Below are 17,851 nucleotides of genomic sequence, written 5' to 3'. Positions count from 1 at the left end.
CCAAAGTCAATTAGTTTAGAGAAGGGAGATCAAGTGCGAATTGGTCATTCATATTCAGAGCTAGAAAACTGTCACGTTTGACTGTACAGTTTATGTATTGTATGATGTTCTTAACATAAATGGGGAGGGAAAAATCGTTGGGAAGGTGTATCGAATCGGACAGTTGGCTCACTTGGCTCACGTATCGAAACGAACGATTGATTATTATACGAATCTAGGTATCTTAAAAGCGGAGCGATCTCAATCTAATTATCGCTATTATGATGAAACAGCATTTGAGACATTACAATTTATTGAGAAATGCAAGGAAATGCATATGCCGCTTTGTGAGATTAAAGAGAGGATCGAGGAGAGAAAGAAGCTGCTCGGTATCAATGAACACGTTTCGAAACAAGTGAATGAAGTGACAAACCATATCCATCAATTAGAAGCAGAACTAACACAGTTGAAACCTCTATTAGATGGGTTAACAGATTCACAACGTGAAAAAATATCGAAGTCTTTATCTGGTCAAACGACGACTTTAATACAAACATTGATACTATTTTTATAGTTGAAGTTGGATCCGACTCTTTTAATTTCTGTATAGCGCTATGTTTTCTAAAGAAATAGAGAATCAGAAAACATTATAAGTATACAGGAGGTGAACACCTTAGTTTTTTTTTACTAAGGGGATTCATTGGGAATATTTAATTTAGTCATGGTTGCGATTTTAATCGCATTTACTGGATTTTTCGTAGCAGCAGAATTTGCGATTGTTAAGGTACGTTCAAGTCGTATAGATCAGCTTGTTGCGGAAGGAAAACGCGGTGCGTTAGCAGCAAAAAAGGTAACAACAAATTTAGATGAATATTTATCTGCTTGCCAGTTAGGAATTACAGTTACGGCAATGGGACTGGGTTGGTTAGGTGAACCGACAATAGAGAAGCTTTTGCGTCCGCTATTTGAGAAATGGAATATAACTCCTTCTATATCTCATGTATTAACTTTTGGTCTTGCTTTTATGATTATGACATATTTACATGTTGTGGTAGGTGAATTAGCACCAAAAACAATGGCAATTCAAAAGGCGGAAAGAGTAACTTTATTATTTGCTGGACCGCTCATGATGTTCTATAAAGTAATGTATCCTTTTATTTGGATGCTAAATAGTTCAGCACGTGTTATAACTGGTTTGTTCGGCTTGAAACCGGCTTCTGAACATGAAGTAGCCCATTCTGAAGAGGAATTACGATTAATTCTTTCAGAGAGCTATGAAAGTGGAGAAATTAATCAAGCAGAATATAAGTATGTAAATAATATCTTTGAATTTGATAACCGCATTGCAAAGGAGATTATGGTACCACGGACGGAAATTGTCGGTTTCTATCTCGAAGATTCAGTAGAAGAGCACATGAACATCATCCAAAGTGAACGATACACGCGTTATCCAATCTTTGGAGAAGATAAAGATGATATTATTGGTATGGTTAACGTAAAAGACTTCTTTATTCGATATATGAAAGGCGATACAAAAGATTTATCATCTATTCGTACGTATATGCGTCCGATTATTGAAGTTATGGAAACAACTCCAATTCACGATTTACTTCTGCAAATGCAGAAAAAGCGAATTCCAATGGCTGTTTTATATGATGAATACGGAGGCACGGCCGGAATTGTAACGCTTGAAGATATATTGGAGGAAATCGTCGGCGAAATTCGTGATGAATACGATGAAGATGAACATCCACCAATTCAACACATAAATGATCATCACAAAATTGTGGATGGAAAAGTGTTGATTACAGAAGTTAAAGATTTATTTGGTTTACACATCGAAGAAGAAGATGTGGATACAATTGGTGGATGGATTATGATGCAGAACCATGAAATTGAAGAAGGACAATGTGTCGAAGCAGAAGGATATGAGTTTAAAGTTCTTGAAAAAGATGCATATCAAATTAAACGCGTTGAAATTCGAAAAATTGATCATCAACAAGAGAAAGCAGCAACTGTTTAGGTTGCTGCTTTTTTTTCACCTATTGCAAAACTTGAAACAAGGAGCGGATATTTTGATTGAAGTTGCGTTACGAGTATACAAACTACAGTTATATATGATTTTTAGTGGTTTACTACTTTTATGGACGATAACGCCTTTTTCAAAGCAAGTTACTGGCTTTGGGATCGGATTAGCAGTCAGCGCATACTGTCTTTGGTTGCTAGCAAGACGAGTTGAAAAGATCGGGAAAAGCATTGTATTAAAACAACGAGCGCCAGGATTAGGGATTTTAAATCGTTTTGCAGCTGCTATATTGGGTGCAATCATTATGTATGAAATTGAACATGAAATGGAAATGTGGGCATTTGGTACTGGCATTTTAGGCGGGCACTTTTTAATGATTGTGAATTTAGCCTATGCGAATATGCAATTAGCTAAAGAAGAAGAGAAACAAAGAGGGAAAAATGAAAGGAATTTGAAATAAGTGTAAAAAGACCGACATAAAGTTCTTTTTCTATCATATCTTTCGAGAGGACTCCCACCTCTAAATATATGAAGATGAAGAAAAAACACGGAGAATAAAGTTTTACATTATTTTTCATGTGAAATCTTAAAGAATTTTATGAAAACCCATCGCTTTCTAAAGGTTATATATGTTATTATGACAAAAGACTTTTTGAAAGAGGTGGATGCAAATGTTACAAGCGCTACTTATTTTTGTACTTCAAATTATTTATGTTCCTGTTTTAACAATCCGGACGATTTTGCTTGTAAAGAATCAAACAAGATCCGCTGCTGGTGTTGGACTATTAGAAGGTGCAATCTATATTGTAAGTTTAGGGATTGTATTCCAAGATTTATCAAATTGGATGAATATTGTAGCCTATGTCATTGGCTTTAGTGCCGGACTTTTATTAGGTGGTTATATAGAAAATAAATTGGCAATTGGGTATATTACATACCAAGTTAGTTTACTAGACCGTTGCAATGAGTTAGTTGATGAGTTAAGACATTCAGGATTTGGTGTAACTGTATTTGAAGGGGAAGGGATAAATTCGATTCGTTACCGTTTAGATATTGTTGCAAAGCGTTCACGTGAGAAAGAGCTTTTAGAAATTATTAATCGAATCGCACCGAAGGCATTTATGTCTTCATATGAGATTCGTTCTTTCAAAGGTGGCTACTTAACAAAAGCTATGAAAAAAAGAGCATTAATGAAGAAGAAGGAGCACGCATCGTAAAGAAGGGAGAAGCGAAAAGCTTCTCCTTTTTATTGATGATATGGATATTTTTGAGAGAAAGTGACGTAATATACATTGTAAATTAATTAATTTTTCCTTTTTAATCTCTATTAAGTGCGGGGAAACATATTATAAGTAACGGTAAAAAATTTAGAGGGTTTCGGTTCACAGGTAAAGGCGAACCAAAGCCTTTATCTTAAGGTTTAGACATTGGTTATTTGGTGTTTTTAGGCCATTGTGTATGAACTTCTTACTTGTTTACCGGATTAAATGGTTTATAATTATCAGATAATACTAGATATTTTAGTCGATTAATAGTTATAATAGAATATGATATGGCTATAATTGAGGCAGAAAAGATATGTTTCTAGGTTGGGGCCTAGGCGTGCGACATCTGAGAAGATGCGCCTACACTTTTTTGCTAATATAGGGGATGGAGAGATTATCATGAGCAACATGCAGCAGAAAACAGACGTTATCTTAATTGGTGCCGGAATCATGAGCGCGACTTTGGGATCATTATTGAAAGAGTTAGCACCTGAATGGGAAATCAAAGTGTTCGAGAAACTTACAAACGCAGGAGAAGAAAGTTCTAACGAATGGAATAATGCTGGGACGGGCCACGCTGCACTGTGTGAACTGAACTATACATCCGAAAAACCTGACGGATCTATAGATATTGGCAAAGCTATCAAAATTAATGAACAGTTTCAGCTTTCAAGACAGTTTTGGTCTTATCTTGTAAACAGTAATCTGATTCGTAATCCACAGGACTTTATTATGCCAATACCTCATATGAGTATGGTACAAGGGGAAACAAATGTAACGTTTTTGAAAAAACGTTTTGAAGCGCTTTCAAATAATCCGATGTTTCAAGGGATGGAATTTTCTGATGACCCTGAAAAACTGAAGGAGTGGATGCCGCTTATCATGGAAGGTCGTACATCGAATGAGTCAATAGCGGCAACAAAAATCGACTCTGGAACGGATGTCAACTTTGGGGCTTTAACACGTATGTTGTTTGACCACTTACAGAGTAAAAATGTCGAGATAAACTACAAGCATAGTGTTCAGGATATTAAACGTACTAGCGACGGATCCTGGGAAGTGAAAGTGCATGATATTGATAACGGTAAAATTGAATATCATACTGCAAAATTCGTCTTTATCGGTGGTGGGGGAGGAAGTCTACCTTTACTACAAAAAACCGGTATTCCTGAGTCAAAACATATTGGAGGTTTCCCGGTAAGCGGATTATTTATGGTATGTAACAATCCGGAAGTTGTAGAACAGCATCATGCAAAAGTATATGGTAAAGCTAAGGTTGGTGCTCCACCAATGTCTGTTCCACATCTTGATACAAGATATATAGATAACAAGAAAACATTGCTGTTTGGGCCGTTTGCTGGCTTTTCACCAAAGTTTTTAAAAACTGGTTCGAATTTTGATTTGATAGGTTCCGTAAAACCAAATAATGTCCTCACTATGTTGGCGGCAGGTGTAAAAGAGATGGCATTGACGAAATATCTGATTCAGCAAGTTATGTTATCGAGTGAAAAGCGTATGGAAGAATTACGTGAGTTTATTCCAAATGCCAAAAGCGGGGATTGGGACATAGTGGTGGCAGGCCAACGTGTGCAAGTTATTAAAGATACTGATGCCGGTGGTAAAGGAACACTTCAATTTGGTACGGAAGTGGTTAGTGCTTCTGATGGCTCGGTAGCTGCATTGCTCGGTGCTTCTCCGGGTGCTTCTACTGCCGTTAACGTTATGCTCGAAGTATTAGAAAAGTGCTTCCCACAACATATGAACGGATGGGAATCGAAAATAAAAGAAATGATTCCTTCTTATGGTGTGTCACTAGTAGAAAATCCAGAGCTTTTCCAAGAAATTCATACTTCAACAGCAGAGGTGCTTGGTTTAAGCAAAAAAGAACTAGTTTATAGTTAATTCTTTGGATGTAAAAACAAAGATGTTTAAAGAGACTATAAGTAATTTGTAAACAAATATTTGATAAGAGTTAGTCTTAAAGATTGTATATTATAAAAAATGAAAGCCCCATGTATGAATTACATGGGGCTTTCATATTTAAGGGGAAATAATATACTAATTTTATAACAATTTTGTTAATTAACAATAAAGCTGTTTAACCATTAATATTATGGTGGTAATGTGTTAAAATAGTTATTAGGAGTGAGTCTGGTAAATTAAACATGTGTAGTAATGAAAAGAGAAAAAAGTTTGAAACGAGGAAATGATATGAGTAAAATCAAAAAGCACAAGCCCAATAAACTAAAGATCGCTTTACGAGTATTAGCGATTATTATAGGGGCATTTATAACAGCATATGGACTAGAATCGGTATTAATTCCAAACAATGTATCAGATGGTGGTGTGACGGGTTTAAGTATCGTAAGCTCAGAACTATTTGGATTACCATTAGGAATTCTAATTGCAGTCATTAATATTCCTTTTGTTTGGTTAGGGTATAAGCAAATTGGTAAAAATTTCGCTATTTATTCGGTTATCGGTATTGCTTCACTAGCAATCGGTACGGTTCTTATGCACGACATACCAACTATTATTCACGGTGATACATTGTTAATTACTGTTGTTGGGGGGATTATCATCGGTTTTGGTATGGGGTTAGCATTGCGTAATGGTGGCGCATTAGATGGAATCGATATGTTAGCTGTATTACTTTCTCGAAAATTACCTTTTGGGACAAGTGACCTCATCTTATTTTTAAACATGTTTGTCTTTATTGTTGTTTCAACGGTATTTGGTCTGCAAGGGGCTATCCTTTCAGCAATTGCTTACTTTATTGCTTCTAAAGTAATTCATATCGTTGAAGTAGGTTTAAGTGGTTCTAAAACATTTAAAATTATCACAAAGGAACCTGATTTAATGGTAGAAACAATTCGAGAGCGCTTAGGTCGAAGTGCAACGTATAATGAAGTGTACGGCGGTTATTCAAAGGAACAATTTAAAGAAATTACTTGTGTTATTAACCGTTTAGAAGAAAGTAAAATAAAAGAAATCATTCATGAAATTGATGAAAGTGCCTTTGTTACGGTATATGACGTAGCAGAAGTGAAGGGCGGAAATTTCAAAAAACATGATATTCATTAATGATTTCGCAAAAAACACATTTTCGTTTTCTGCCTGTTAATGCGGGATGAAAAAATTATAATTATTTTATGAAAAGCACCGTTCAATAATAGACTGGACGGTGCTTTTTTGACGTTATATATGATTATAATCCTGTATGAATCGTTTCTTTTTCTTGTTTTTGTTCCATATTTTTTAAAATATGAAGCAAAATAAAACCTGTAACCCCCATTGTGCCAAAAATCAACCAAGGTGTATACATTCCTTGTAACTGTGATGTAAACCATGTTCCTGTGTAGTTTCCAATAATAAATCCAATAGCGAGTGAGAGCTGATAAGCCCCGAAATATGTGGCCGTATAGGATTCATTACTATAATTTGCAATTGTAATGTCAGCATTAGGTAATACAAGTGTTTCGCCAATTGTAAATAAAATGACACAGCCAAACAGCCAATAAGGATGTGGAAACAAAGGAATAAGTAAAAAAGAAAGCCCCATAAATAGCACACCGCATTTTACAATCGAAAGTGTATTGTATTTGTGAAATATTTTTCGAAATACAATCATAAACAAAACGCCTGTAATTGCATTTACTGTAATGACAAGTCCACCTAACTTTACGCTATGACTGATATTGGTCATATAAAGGGGGAGCGCGACAGTAAGCTGAGTAAACATAATGTAAAAGAAAATCATGATAAATGAGAATAACAGAAAATGTTTATTTTCAAAAACGGCTTTTAATCCAGATAAGAGCTGTACATTTTCAGTAGAAACTTGGAAGTGGGATCTAAGAAGATAAAAAATGATAGCAAATAATAACATGAGAAATCCAGTAAGGATAAATGGATACAAAGGGTTCCATACGAGTAATAGGCTACCAGCAATTGGACCGATAATTGCACCGCTGTTAAAAGCAAGGTTTAAGTATGTAAATAAATCTTTTCGGATGTTAGCTGGCTGTGAGCCGAATACAGCACGAGCAGCTGGTTCGTAAAATGCAGTTCCAAATCCAATCAGGGAGGCGGAAATTGAAATAGTATGAAACTCTGAAAATATTCCTAAACAAATAAAGCCAATGCCTCTTAATAGTAAACCAGATATCATCATAATCATGTAGCCTACTTTATCGGCGATGATACCAGAAAATAAAGGAATAACTCGTGAAGTAATCGTCATAATGGTTAAAATGGTTCCTACTTGTATGCCAGGAAAGTTTAAAAAACTCGATAAATAGATGGCGAGAAATGCATATACAGCAAAGTATCCAAATGCCATAAAAAATGATGAAATAAGTATAACGCGTATTGGTATAGAAAAGTTTTTCATAGAGACTCCTTTCAATAATGTAACCATTAAAAAGTTTTAATGGTTAACTGTTTTATACTATAATTATACATAAAGTCAGAAAAAAGTAAAATTTAGAAAGATGGTGAATGAATTTGAAACATGGTCAAGAGGCGCCAGGACAATTAGAAACCGTAAGGGACTTTTTAAATACATGGAGAATTCCGAATGATTCAAGAATGTGCGTAGACGAGCTTCATACTATAGATGATGTACTTCAATTTATGAGGATCCATTTTAATGAAGAATTATCTTTTGGTACAGTTGATGAACTGAAACGATTTCGAGATGAAATTCGTTTCGCAGTTGAGGGGAAAGGAGCACTACAACAGTGGTTTGAAAAATATCTATTTCGCGTGTGTGTGACAGAAAACATGGATTCTGTCACATATGAACCAATAGGAGAACGAAATATTTATACAACCATATTGCAAATTATTCTGATTGATATTGAGCAGGGAAAGTGGAAACGATTAAAGGCATGTCCAGATTGCCGCTGGGTCTTTTATGATCATTCTCGTAATGGAAGTAAGCGTTGGTGCGGAATGTATGCGGGGAGTAAAGAGGGGAGAGCTTGTGGTACAATCGCGAAAGTGAAAAATTATCGGGCGAAGAGAAAAGGGAGATCTGGCTATAATGCTTAAATATATAGACAGAAGTTAGCTAATGGGATTTCGTGTAAAGTAACGAGTACTAAGAAAGAAGAATTTGTATGAATGCACGGTGACTATAATAGAGAGGGGATTTGACAAATGGAACAAGCAAAAATGTTAGAGCTCAATAAAAAGTGCTGGGATATAGTAGCGCCTTACTTTTTTCAGGTAGATTCTTTGCCAAGGTACGGGCCGTATACTGCTTCTGAAGATGAAATTCAGTTGTTTGATATGATTAAGCATAAAAAGGTTCTTGATATAGGTTGCGGTAGTGGACATTCTTTGGAGTATATGGCGAAGCATGGAGCAGAAGAATTATGGGGCGTTGATCTTTCTACAATACAAATTGATACAGCGAAGCAGACATTAATAGAGTGGAATCCACACTTGATATGTGCTGCGATGGAGGATGAAACAGATATTCCGAAAGAACATTTTGATATTGTATATTCCATTTATGCGCTAGGATGGACATCTGATTTACCAAAAACATTGCAGCTTATTTATTCTTATTTAAAAAAAGGGGGAAGCTTTGTTTTTAGTTGGGAGCATCCGATTTATTCAAACTTGAAGTATGGAACGCCTGAAATTGTTTTGGAATCTTCATATCATGAAGAGGTACCTATTACATTTGAAACATTTAAAGGGGAAGATGTACAAGCTGTATTATATAAAAGAAAATTGAGTACATACATAAATGAGCTCATTAAGGTAGGATTTACAATTGAAAAAATAGTTGAAGGTGAACCATCAAGTGATTTTGAGGAACAAGCAGTTGAACCGTCTGTGAAATATTATTCGTTATATAAAGCGAGAGCGTTACCAACAACTTTAATTGTGAAAGCAAGAAAATAAGCTATTGTATCAAAATGAAGGTGTAAATAATGTGTAATATTCATAGGGTGATAATTGGCAGGGGATTATCTCTAATATTCTGATATATTCAGGGTATGTTGAAGGATTGATAGGCCTTGAAGAATACTCTCATGCCACTATTATTTTTTAAATAAATGATTTTAAGGAAGAAAACAACAAATCATGGGTTAGAAAATCTAGTGAGTTAAGTGATTTTGATGAAAAAAAGGCTGTTTTGCGCAATTCGATGTGAGAGAGAATACTCATGCTCCACATTGGATAAGTAAATTAATGAAGAATTACTTTTAATGTTAGGAAGGAAAAAGTAACAGAAAAAAGCTTTGCTGTAGTAGCAAAGCTTTTTTCATGTTTAGTTATACTGTACGTATAAATCATTTTATATGCGCAAGAATTTCACTTCATCTTTTCGGCTGGAAAATATGTTGAAAAAAATATTTGTGATGTAAACTATCCACAACTTTGTTTGCTTGATACGTACGTTGCTGCTCTAATCGCATACGCTGTTCCATCATTTTCATCTCATGATCTGATAAACGTAACATTGTACAAGTCTCCTTTGCTATAAATATAGGTTTCTAATGATATCGATACCATAAACTTTATAGCTAAGGAGGGATACTGTGTAACATAAGTAAAAAGCACCCTCTCTCTCCCATTACGCTTACGAGGTTAGCTGTCGGACTCGGGAAGTGAGAGTATCCCTACTTAAAAAAGATTCGCCCCAAGTAGCATCGGCTACATAGATGGTTCCCCCGTTCCAAAAATTGGATTCAGCAAAAGGTTTTATAAAAAATAAAATAACATAACTCGTAAATAAAGTCAAATTATTTAGGTTTTTCTGATTTTTCTAATTTCGTAAGAACGAGTCCGTCAGGTAAAACAATATCTGTTATTTCAATGAATCCGTGTTTTTTATATAAAGAAAGCGCAGGGATGTTTGCTTTCCCTGTTTGTACAATATATTTACTTGTTTCAGAGCATATGCTAAATAAATGAAGGAGTAACTTTGTTGCGATTCCTCTATGAAAATAGTCAGGTGATATAACTAGACGATGGATATCAATAATTGTCCCTTTATTTACAAAAGAAATAAAGCCTATTAGTTTATTTTCTAAGGTGTATCCATAAAATGTTTCGTTACAATTTTGGATATCTTCTACAGTATCGTATAAACGCGGGATTGCCGTGCTGTTTATGTACGTTGCTTCAATTTCATATGCAGGAATTTGAATTGCTAAAATAGCTGAAGCCACATCAAAAGAAGTGATAAGTAATTTATTAATCATGAATAAACCTCCCATTTTAACAGTTAGTAATCTATTACCTTAGTGATCTTAAAAGTATTTGCTACGCATTGCTATAGATTTATTAAATTGAACACGTAAAGAGGAGAGCTAAAGCAGAATGTGTCTGTTTTAGCTCTTTTTTTCATTTTCCAATTAATAATTCGTTTGCATATTCACGAGCCCAACGATCGGCTTCTAGTACAGCCTCTAAAGATGGGTTTATGATATTATGATGAGCTTCAAGTGTAGAGTAAATTGTTTTTTCTATATCAAAGAATGAAATTTCATTTTGTAAATATAGCGCATTTGCAATTTCATTCGCGGCATTTAAGACTGCAGGTGCGGTTCCGCCAATCTTTCCAGATTCGTAGGCATAATGTAGACAAGGAAATTTCTTTAAATCTGGTTTTTCAAAATGTAAGCTACCGACTTCTAATAAATTTAACTTTTTATAAGAGGACGGTAATCTAGTTGGATAATGGAACGCATATTGAATAGGCATCCTCATGTCAGGAGCACCGAGCTGTGCCATCATAGATCCATCTATAAATTCAACTAAAGAATGAATAATACTTTCTTTATGAATTAAAACATCAATTTTTTCATAAGAAATATCAAATAACCAACGTGCTTCCATAACTTCGAAACCTTTGTTCATTAATGTAGCGGAATCAATTGTTAGTTTTGCTCCCATCAACCAATTTGGGTGCTTTAAAGCATCTTTAGCTTGTAAAGTTTCCATCTCATTACGTGTTTTATCTCGAAATGCACCGCCGGAAGCTGTAACAATTAGTTTTTCGATTTCTTTGTTATTCTCACCATTTAAACATTGAAAAATAGCAGAGTGTTCACTATCTACGGGGATTAAACGGCAGTTATTTTGTTTAGCTAACTCTGTCACGATATGCCCAGCTGCAACTAATGTTTCTTTGTTAGCAATGGCAATATCTTTTTTTGCTTTTAATGCTTCAATAGTTGGAAGCAGTCCAGAGACGCCGACAACGGAAGTTAATACAAGATTAGAATCAGGATGAGTTGCAACTTCAATTAATCCGTCTTCTCCATAAGTAATTTTCGTATCAGCAGAAATTCGTTTGCGAAGTGTATCTGCTAATTCTTTTGTACCCACGCTAACAATACGAGGATGGAATGTATGTATTTGTTTCTCAAGAATATCAATATTGTGATCTGCTGTTAAACCAATAATTTTAAAGTGTTCAGGATGTGCAGCGACTACATCTAATGCAGACGTACCAATTGAACCAGTTGAACCAAGAATCGAAATATATTTTACCATGATAACTCCTCCAAAGTTGTAGAATCATTTTCCGCAAACCTATATATAATTAGATAAAAAAAGTGAAAGTCCTGCTGCGTAAAACGGAATATTTATGTTTATCAGAAAAATACATGTAGTAAAATGTGAAAAATAAACAAAAGCAATGATAGAGAAGAGTACATATTTAGAACTTCACAGAGAGACGGTATTTGGTGAAAATCAGTAAGGGATGAATATGGAATGGACTTTGGACCTTCTGGCTGAAATAAGTAAGCTAGGGCGATTCGCTTCACGTTAAAGAAGCATCAAGTGAGCTATAACTGTAGCTAATAAAGGTGGTACCGCGGGAGTCCCTCGTCCTTTTCTAGGATGAGGGGATCTTTTCATTTTGGAAAGGGGGAGTCAGAATGGGAAGAAAATAATGTTAACAGAAATTAAGCTAACTGGTTACCCGCATTTCGGAACGCCTTTTGGCAACTATTTACTTGTTTTTATTGCAAACGATTGTTGAAATTGCTCAATAATCATTTTTGGTACAGTGCCTATATTATGTGGTAGTGTATGAAATGGAAAGGAACGCAATTCTTTTGACTCGTTAGGAGCGCATTGTAAATCACCTTCATAATTTCGGCAAACATAAACAACCATGACACCATATACTTGATCGCCGTTTGGGTATGTTTGAAATAATTCAGATCCCGAAAAAGTATGAAAGAGTTCTAAATCTTTTATAATAAGTCCAGTTTCCTCATATACTTCTCTTTTGGCAGCTTCTTCTAATGTTTCTCCATATTCAAGAGCTCCACCAACAATGCCCCACATCTTAAAATCGGTGCGAAGTTGAAGCAAGATTTCATGTTGTTCATTTAAAATCATAACGTGTGAACCAGTTATGATAAGCGGATGATTCCCTACGAGTTTTCGTATGTCTTCAATGTATCCCATTTTTTTACTCCTTATAAATTTAGATTTTTTGCGAATTGTAAATACGTTTCATATTCTGTAAAGCCAAGTTTTTTCAAAATAGGTGCAGAATGTTCTCTTCTTGCTTGGTATGTAGCAAGTAATCGTTTTGATTTGACAATCCTAATGATGAGATTTAATGGCTTTTGTATAGATTGCATGTACATTATGTATGCTCCTGTATCATTAACAATATTTCGGTAATTCTCTCAACATTTTTTCGGCTTGATTGGCTACAGAAGTAAGGTTCGAATCTATTTTTGTTCTGAAAAACAAGGTGCGTAAAAAAGTTTTTATATTTGCACATAATATGAAGTATTCATGACAAGAAAGTCTGACTTTGAATTGTGGTAACCGTTTTATTTTTTTATAGATAATCGAAAAAAGTTGATCTCTTGGAAAGTCATAATAAAGCATAGATAGGAGGGGAGTTACAATTCTTTCATCTTCATTATTATGATATACAGTAGAATAAATGAAAATTTTATTTAATATACAATGAGCAATCTCTTCATAGCAAGAACAGGTAATATGTGAACTGTGTACGAGTTCGTTAAAGGCATCAGATGCATGGGCAATGCTATGAGCCCAGCCTTTATCTTGTACACATCCACGGTAATCTATTTCGAGATTCATATACGTAATGAGCTTTTCTTTTACTTCTTGCACTGTTTCTTGTAATAAAAATGAATGAGAATTATCGAACTGTATAATTAAACCAATTAATAAAGTGGTATAAGAACGTGTGAAAACTCCATCTGTATTTGGAGAGGCAATGTCTTTGTATAAGTAATCGTTACTTAGACAGGTTGTTAATAAAGTCTCCAATTGATCATGGGATAGGAATTCATTTTGAATAAAATGTGCAAAACATTTATATATTAATTGATCACGCACGTAGCTATCAGTGGTTCCGATGTTTTGAATCATATGGGAACTTAACTCATCAAGGTCGATACTCTGTATCTGTATATAGTCATTTAGCTGAATGAGTTCCAACTGTTGTTGCAGTGTAATGATATCCAAAGCTGTTCCTCCTCTATGCTTTCGTAATGCATCGTTTCCTAATATTCTATATATTCGAAGACAATCCTGCTCGTGCAAGGATAAAGAATAACTTCTCCCGAAGTAGTTAATAAGGAGGGAGTTTATTATGCTAAAACAAAAACTGGAACATATGGTTGCGCTATACCCAGTCGTATTATTTGATGGGTGGCATATTAAAAATGTATCGGAGCGGAGTGAAGGAGAGAAATGGGAAACACTTTGGTTTCAAGTTTTTACACCAACAGGAGTGTTTCGCGTAAAAGAATTTTTTCTTGATATAATGGAGCCGACATTTCCGGATAGTTGTATGTATCAAGCACAAGGTGAATGTTTTCAGTATAATGCCCTCGTATATTGGAGAGGTGTGAATTATAAAGGTAAAGTTAGTTATGTCATTTCTAAATGGAAAACGCAGATTGAAATTTCAATTGATGAAGGCTTTATAGAGCAACAAGAAATGGAAAAGTTCTTGGAAGGTTTACAACCATTAGAATTAGAGAAAGCAAAAAAACAAGTAAATAAACCATTTCACCAATTAAGTTTTCAGGCAAGAGCACAAATTTGTGGTGAAATAAGTAGATGTAGTAAGTGGCATTTACCAAATGAAGTGCAATTTGACTCTTTACCAATTACAACCCCAGATGAATGGAAACTCGAATCAGTTGGTTTTGGGGATGATGAAATACAATATGTATACTGGGATGTAAAGGAACAACTATATGCTCTTTGGGCGTGTCGTCATTCACAGCACAATTATTATCCAGTATTGTCGTGGATTCAAAATTATAGCCGAATGAAAATGATCAATGGGTTAGAATTCTACTCCCATCCTCAGCGTGGTACAGTTGTATATCAAAATTTAGGTGACGAGCAGATTGCATACGTATTTCGTGGTATTCCATCTACAACACTCATAAAAGTAAAAGAAATCTTTTCTTAATCTTAAAGAAAGGCAAGGGAATGTCATAAATATAGTCAGAACAGAGCTATTATATTTACATTACAATACAATATAATATAATAGATTATTGCTTCATATAACGGATTATATAAAGAAAGTATTGGTGACAATATGGAACAACAAAAAGATTGGTTACAAGCAAGTGTAGAACGGAATCTAGAGAATACCTTACATATTGAATGGGAAGATGGAGTAGGAGAAGTGACTATTTATTGGAGTACTTCATCAGAACATATTGAGGAAAATGGACAATTGTTATTACATGTCACTGGAGCAGCTTCATGTACAATAGCAGATCCGAGTCCAAACATGCGTCCGTATTTCCGGTTAGTAGCAAGTAATGGACAAACAGTTACCGTAGCTGAGCGCCGTTTACCATTACAAGGAGCGTTTAATTTCCGTGATTTAGGTGGCTATGATACAAGTGACGGTCGCAAAGTAAAGTGGGGGAAATTATATCGTTCCGAAGAATTAGCAGGGTTAACAGAATCGGATATTGCTTATTTACAACAGTCTAGTTTAAAACTAATCTGTGATTATCGAACAGATTTTGAAGTGACGCATAAACCAAATCCGAGCATTGCTGGTGTTCGTCAAGTTTGTTTACCGGTCATGCAAGATATAGCAAAAGATTTAAATATTAATGAATTTTTCCAAGTGGGAGATTTATCAATGCTTGGAAAACCAGGTGAATATTTAGTGAAAATGAATAAGGGCTTTGTAGAAGGTAATGAAGCATTTATTGGTTTTCTACAGCTTGCTCAAGATCAAGAAAATTTACCACTAGTTAACCATTGTACTGCTGGGAAAGATCGAACTGGATTTGGTTCGGCACTATTATTACTTCTTCTTGGTGTCTCAGAAGAAACGGTAATGCAAGACTATTTATTAAGTAATGGATTCCGTGAAAAGTTAAATCAAAAAATGATGGAATTTTTAGGCGCGAAGCTACAAAATGAGGAAAGTAAAGAAATATTAGGAGCTATGTTTGAAGCTCGTGCTGATTATTTACAGGCAGCAATTGATGAGATTGCTCGTAAGTTTGGCAGTGTTGAAATATATGCTGAAAAAGGACTTGGTTTTTCAAAAGAACAATTAGAAAATATGAAAACATTGTTACTAGAAGAGAAGTAAACTGTAATTAGTTTTGGTAGGAAATCCTGTTACATCAGCTTTAAAAGGTCATCAAAATAGGCCTAGTGACAGGGTTGCTGTCATAGAGTGTAAAGTAGTGGATTATTCCAGCAACCATACTTTTGTCACCACTTTTTCAGTGTATTAGTGAAAATGGCCTTCTGATGCTTTAGAAACAACCCGAATATCAGAGATGATCATTTTAACGGTTTCTTCTACTGACATGGTTTCGGAAATGATTTTCTCGTTTGGTGAGTCTAGAAAATCCTTATCAGTGTACCAAGCTGTTAGTTCAGCTTCGCCAAAATCAGCAGCGTTGGGTTTGGTTTTATGCCGAGTTATTGTTTCTTTGAGAGAAATGTCATAGTAATAGATATAACTTTCTTCAAATGTATCAATTAGTTCTGTAAGCATAGTTTTGTACTTATGAGTGCTTAGAATACCTTCTACAATTACATAGTTCACTTTACCGATACCGTACAGTGCGGTTTGTTTGATGAGTTCAACAGACAAGTTCCCGACAGTATCTTTCACACGAAGCATATCTCTACGAACTACATCTTGTGGAACTAATAAAGTGCCTTCTAGGAGTAATTGTAGTTGCCGTGCTACTGTGCTTTTTCCTGAACCTGAGTTTCCGCGAATAATTACTAACGTTGTTTTCATACGAACCTCCTTAAAACGAATAGTTTAAGTAAATTTTAACAGGCCTAGTCACAGGGTATCTACTTTTAGTCTGTTAGATAACTTAAAAAATTGTAAAAATAACATACAGAAGCTTTAATAACGTATTATCAAAAAAATATCTGCTTAAAATTGAAAAAATAGAGGGGCAGACCTCTTATTAACCTCTGTCGTTGTTTCTCTTTTTGTATAACTATTTTTAAGATTCGAATGAAACTAGAGAAGAGAGAGCTGCCTTCTACACAGACCAAAATAAACAAAAACAGCAAGCCAATTCACTTTCCATGATGAATGGCAAGGGATTGCTCACATGATCAAATGCGTATATTTGAACGTTTTTTCAGAATGGATCCATCAAGAAGTTCACAATCAGAAGGGTCTGGACTCGAAATAGTGATTGCAAAATCGCTAACTGAAATACATAAGGGAGAAATTGGTGTTCGGGATCTTCCGGATGTGAATTTCGGTTTACGCTTCCCGTTATGTCAGAAAAAAGAGCTGATTGAAAGACTTTTGTAATAGTTATGATATAGAAATGATAGACCTTCTTGTTAACATACATACAAGCACTATGTTACAGGAGGGTTTTTATTTTATGAAAACAAAACATGTATTGTTTATTGGAGGAATAATAATAGTTGGGGGATTTTTATGGTTTTTATTCCGTCCTGAAAAATTATTTATTGATAAGCAAATTAACGAAGTATTTCCACAAGCAGAAATAAAATCAAAAGAAGATCAACAACAACGTGTAATAAGTAAAGGGCAGTTTCAGAATGGTGTTCATAAAACGAATGGAGTAGCAACAATTTATCAACTACCAGATGGAAAGCGTGTTCTAAGACTGACTGATTTTGAAACTTCTAATGGTCCAGATGTTCGAGTGGTATTGGTTCCTACGAAAAGTTTAAAGAATAATGAAGATGTTAAAAACTATCAGTATATTGAATTAGGTAATTTAAAGGGGAATAAAGGATCTCAAAACTATGAAATTCCTGAAGGTTTAGATATCAATGCATATGGTTTAGTTTCTATATGGTGTAAGAGATTTAATGAAAATTTTGGTATGGCTCATTTTGAGAAGCAAAAAGAGATATAGGATGATATTAATATAAATATAGCCTACAAGGAAATGTATAAGAGTATGTTAATGATGTTGTAAACTGTACGAATAGTTATTGCTAAAGTACCTTATTTAGAATCAAGGTTTATAAAACATTTGTAATCAAACTTTATTCTAAAATATGTAGCTTGAAATTCAGTGAAATCAAATAATTTCTTGCTATT

The 17,851-nt window shown here is 34.7% G+C and carries 19 protein-coding genes, 1 pseudogene, 1 riboswitch and 1 other annotated feature; of the genes and pseudogenes, 12 read left to right on the top strand and 8 right to left on the bottom strand.

Features of this window, described 5'->3' with window-relative positions:
• Window positions 1-145: 145 nt before the first annotated feature.
• The 6 genes from QRY57_RS16340 to QRY57_RS16315 all read left to right on the top strand — a co-directional run bounded on the left by QRY57_RS16340 (window position 146) and on the right by QRY57_RS16315 (window position 6,354).
• A complete protein-coding gene (locus QRY57_RS16340) occupies window positions 146-553 on the top strand; it encodes a MerR family transcriptional regulator (RefSeq protein WP_026593214.1) in 408 nt (135 codons plus the stop codon).
• 147 nt (window positions 554-700) lie between these two features.
• Entirely contained in the window at window positions 701-2,002 is a 1,302-nt protein-coding gene (locus QRY57_RS16335; protein WP_372440549.1) for a hemolysin family protein, read from the top strand.
• A 52-nt stretch (window positions 2,003-2,054) separates the two neighbouring features.
• Window positions 2,055-2,465, top strand: a complete 411-nt coding sequence (locus tag QRY57_RS16330) for an ATP synthase subunit I (RefSeq protein ID WP_286015581.1) — start codon at window positions 2,055-2,057, stop codon at window positions 2,463-2,465.
• 211 nt (window positions 2,466-2,676) lie between these two features.
• Window positions 2,677-3,222 (top strand): DUF2179 domain-containing protein, encoded by a 546-nt coding sequence (locus QRY57_RS16325; protein ID WP_208019457.1) that lies wholly within the window; start codon window positions 2,677-2,679, stop codon window positions 3,220-3,222.
• 447 nt (window positions 3,223-3,669) lie between these two features.
• Window positions 3,670-5,172, top strand: a complete 1,503-nt coding sequence (locus QRY57_RS16320; protein ID WP_090690625.1) for a malate:quinone oxidoreductase — start codon at window positions 3,670-3,672, stop codon at window positions 5,170-5,172.
• A 309-nt stretch (window positions 5,173-5,481) separates the two neighbouring features.
• Window positions 5,482-6,354, top strand: coding sequence for a YitT family protein (locus QRY57_RS16315; RefSeq protein WP_286015580.1), 873 nt, complete (start codon window positions 5,482-5,484; stop codon window positions 6,352-6,354).
• 124 nt (window positions 6,355-6,478) lie between these two features.
• Here QRY57_RS16315 and QRY57_RS16310 read toward each other — a convergent pair whose 3' ends face one another.
• A complete protein-coding gene (locus QRY57_RS16310) occupies window positions 6,479-7,663 on the bottom strand; it encodes an MDR family MFS transporter (RefSeq protein ID WP_286015579.1) in 1,185 nt (394 codons plus the stop codon).
• Window positions 7,664-7,770: 107 nt separating this feature from the next.
• Here QRY57_RS16310 and QRY57_RS16305 point away from each other — a divergent pair, with 107 nt between their 5' ends.
• Window positions 7,771-8,325 (top strand): CGNR zinc finger domain-containing protein, encoded by a 555-nt coding sequence (locus QRY57_RS16305; protein ID WP_286015578.1) that lies wholly within the window; start codon window positions 7,771-7,773, stop codon window positions 8,323-8,325.
• Window positions 8,326-8,433: 108 nt separating this feature from the next.
• On the top strand, window positions 8,434-9,189 hold the full coding sequence (locus QRY57_RS16300; RefSeq protein ID WP_286015577.1) for a class I SAM-dependent methyltransferase: 756 nt from the start codon (window positions 8,434-8,436) through the stop codon (window positions 9,187-9,189).
• Window positions 9,190-9,608: 419 nt separating this feature from the next.
• On the opposite strand, the gene QRY57_RS16295 is transcribed toward QRY57_RS16300, so the two are convergent.
• From QRY57_RS16295 to QRY57_RS16270, 6 genes are all read right to left on the bottom strand, one after another.
• Window positions 9,609-9,752, bottom strand: a complete 144-nt coding sequence (locus QRY57_RS16295) for a hypothetical protein (protein ID WP_090690615.1) — start codon at window positions 9,750-9,752, stop codon at window positions 9,609-9,611.
• Between the two features lie 102 nt (window positions 9,753-9,854).
• Window positions 9,855-9,996: riboswitch (cyclic di-AMP (ydaO/yuaA leader) on the bottom strand.
• 38 nt (window positions 9,997-10,034) lie between these two features.
• Window positions 10,035-10,496, bottom strand: a complete 462-nt coding sequence (locus QRY57_RS16290) for a GNAT family N-acetyltransferase (protein WP_286015576.1) — start codon at window positions 10,494-10,496, stop codon at window positions 10,035-10,037.
• 142 nt (window positions 10,497-10,638) lie between these two features.
• Window positions 10,639-11,793, bottom strand: a complete 1,155-nt coding sequence (locus QRY57_RS16285; protein WP_286015575.1) for a 1-deoxy-D-xylulose-5-phosphate reductoisomerase — start codon at window positions 11,791-11,793, stop codon at window positions 10,639-10,641.
• A 136-nt stretch (window positions 11,794-11,929) separates the two neighbouring features.
• Window positions 11,930-12,140 (top strand) — a binding site (T-box leader).
• Between the two features lie 112 nt (window positions 12,141-12,252).
• Window positions 12,253-12,720, bottom strand: coding sequence for an NUDIX hydrolase (locus QRY57_RS16280; RefSeq protein WP_286015574.1), 468 nt, complete (start codon window positions 12,718-12,720; stop codon window positions 12,253-12,255).
• A gap of 11 nt (window positions 12,721-12,731) precedes the next feature.
• Complete coding sequence (locus QRY57_RS16275) at window positions 12,732-12,905, bottom strand: hypothetical protein (RefSeq protein WP_170833655.1); 174 nt, start codon at window positions 12,903-12,905, stop codon at window positions 12,732-12,734.
• A 19-nt stretch (window positions 12,906-12,924) separates the two neighbouring features.
• Window positions 12,925-13,764 (bottom strand): DUF2785 domain-containing protein, encoded by an 840-nt coding sequence (locus tag QRY57_RS16270; RefSeq protein WP_286015573.1) that lies wholly within the window; start codon window positions 13,762-13,764, stop codon window positions 12,925-12,927.
• A 127-nt stretch (window positions 13,765-13,891) separates the two neighbouring features.
• Between QRY57_RS16270 and QRY57_RS16265 the strand changes: the two genes are divergently transcribed.
• Window positions 13,892-14,725 carry a hypothetical protein gene (locus QRY57_RS16265; protein WP_286015572.1) on the top strand — a complete coding sequence of 278 codons (834 nt, stop codon included), beginning with the start codon at window positions 13,892-13,894 and terminating at the stop codon, window positions 14,723-14,725.
• A gap of 132 nt (window positions 14,726-14,857) precedes the next feature.
• Window positions 14,858-15,880 (top strand): tyrosine-protein phosphatase, encoded by a 1,023-nt coding sequence (locus QRY57_RS16260; protein WP_286015571.1) that lies wholly within the window; start codon window positions 14,858-14,860, stop codon window positions 15,878-15,880.
• Between the two features lie 144 nt (window positions 15,881-16,024).
• On the opposite strand, the gene QRY57_RS16255 is transcribed toward QRY57_RS16260, so the two are convergent.
• A complete protein-coding gene (locus tag QRY57_RS16255; RefSeq protein ID WP_286015570.1) occupies window positions 16,025-16,546 on the bottom strand; it encodes a P-loop NTPase family protein in 522 nt (173 codons plus the stop codon).
• 263 nt (window positions 16,547-16,809) lie between these two features.
• Here QRY57_RS16255 and QRY57_RS27300 point away from each other — a divergent pair.
• Both QRY57_RS27300 and QRY57_RS16245 read left to right on the top strand, forming a co-directional pair.
• Window positions 16,810-17,070 (top strand): annotated as a pseudogene (locus QRY57_RS27300) (sensor histidine kinase); the annotation flags it as partial.
• Window positions 17,071-17,159: 89 nt separating this feature from the next.
• A complete protein-coding gene (locus QRY57_RS16245; RefSeq protein ID WP_286015569.1) occupies window positions 17,160-17,663 on the top strand; it encodes a DM13 domain-containing protein in 504 nt (167 codons plus the stop codon).
• The last annotated feature ends 188 nt before the right edge of the window (window positions 17,664-17,851 follow it).

The sequence above is a fragment of the Bacillus arachidis genome, from assembly GCF_030285945.1.
GTDB classification, from domain to species: domain Bacteria; phylum Bacillota; class Bacilli; order Bacillales; family Bacillaceae_G; genus Bacillus_A; species Bacillus_A arachidis.
Note: the sequence above shows the minus strand (reverse complement) of the source record. Positions and strands in the feature narration are given on the sequence as shown.

Excerpts from the sequence above, each read along its gene's own strand:
- QRY57_RS16335 (WP_372440549.1), top strand. The coding sequence starts at position 701 with ATGGTTGCGATTTTAATCGCATTTACTGGATTTTTCGTAGCAGCAGAA.
- QRY57_RS16325 (WP_208019457.1), top strand. The coding sequence starts at position 2,677 with ATGTTACAAGCGCTACTTATTTTTGTACTTCAAATTATTTATGTTCCT.
- QRY57_RS16320 (WP_090690625.1), top strand. The coding sequence starts at position 3,670 with ATGAGCAACATGCAGCAGAAAACAGACGTTATCTTAATTGGTGCCGGA.
- QRY57_RS16315 (WP_286015580.1), top strand. The coding sequence starts at position 5,482 with ATGAGTAAAATCAAAAAGCACAAGCCCAATAAACTAAAGATCGCTTTA.
- QRY57_RS16310 (WP_286015579.1), bottom strand. The coding sequence starts at position 7,663 with ATGAAAAACTTTTCTATACCAATACGCGTTATACTTATTTCATCATTT.
- QRY57_RS16305 (WP_286015578.1), top strand. The coding sequence starts at position 7,771 with ATGAATTTGAAACATGGTCAAGAGGCGCCAGGACAATTAGAAACCGTA.
- QRY57_RS16300 (WP_286015577.1), top strand. The coding sequence starts at position 8,434 with ATGGAACAAGCAAAAATGTTAGAGCTCAATAAAAAGTGCTGGGATATA.
- QRY57_RS16295 (WP_090690615.1), bottom strand. The coding sequence starts at position 9,752 with ATGTTACGTTTATCAGATCATGAGATGAAAATGATGGAACAGCGTATG.
- QRY57_RS16290 (WP_286015576.1), bottom strand. The coding sequence starts at position 10,496 with ATGATTAATAAATTACTTATCACTTCTTTTGATGTGGCTTCAGCTATT.
- QRY57_RS16285 (WP_286015575.1), bottom strand. The coding sequence starts at position 11,793 with ATGGTAAAATATATTTCGATTCTTGGTTCAACTGGTTCAATTGGTACG.
- QRY57_RS16280 (WP_286015574.1), bottom strand. The coding sequence starts at position 12,720 with ATGGGATACATTGAAGACATACGAAAACTCGTAGGGAATCATCCGCTT.
- QRY57_RS16275 (WP_170833655.1), bottom strand. The coding sequence starts at position 12,905 with ATGTACATGCAATCTATACAAAAGCCATTAAATCTCATCATTAGGATT.
- QRY57_RS16265 (WP_286015572.1), top strand. The coding sequence starts at position 13,892 with ATGCTAAAACAAAAACTGGAACATATGGTTGCGCTATACCCAGTCGTA.
- QRY57_RS16260 (WP_286015571.1), top strand. The coding sequence starts at position 14,858 with ATGGAACAACAAAAAGATTGGTTACAAGCAAGTGTAGAACGGAATCTA.
- QRY57_RS16255 (WP_286015570.1), bottom strand. The coding sequence starts at position 16,546 with ATGAAAACAACGTTAGTAATTATTCGCGGAAACTCAGGTTCAGGAAAA.
- QRY57_RS16245 (WP_286015569.1), top strand. The coding sequence starts at position 17,160 with ATGAAAACAAAACATGTATTGTTTATTGGAGGAATAATAATAGTTGGG.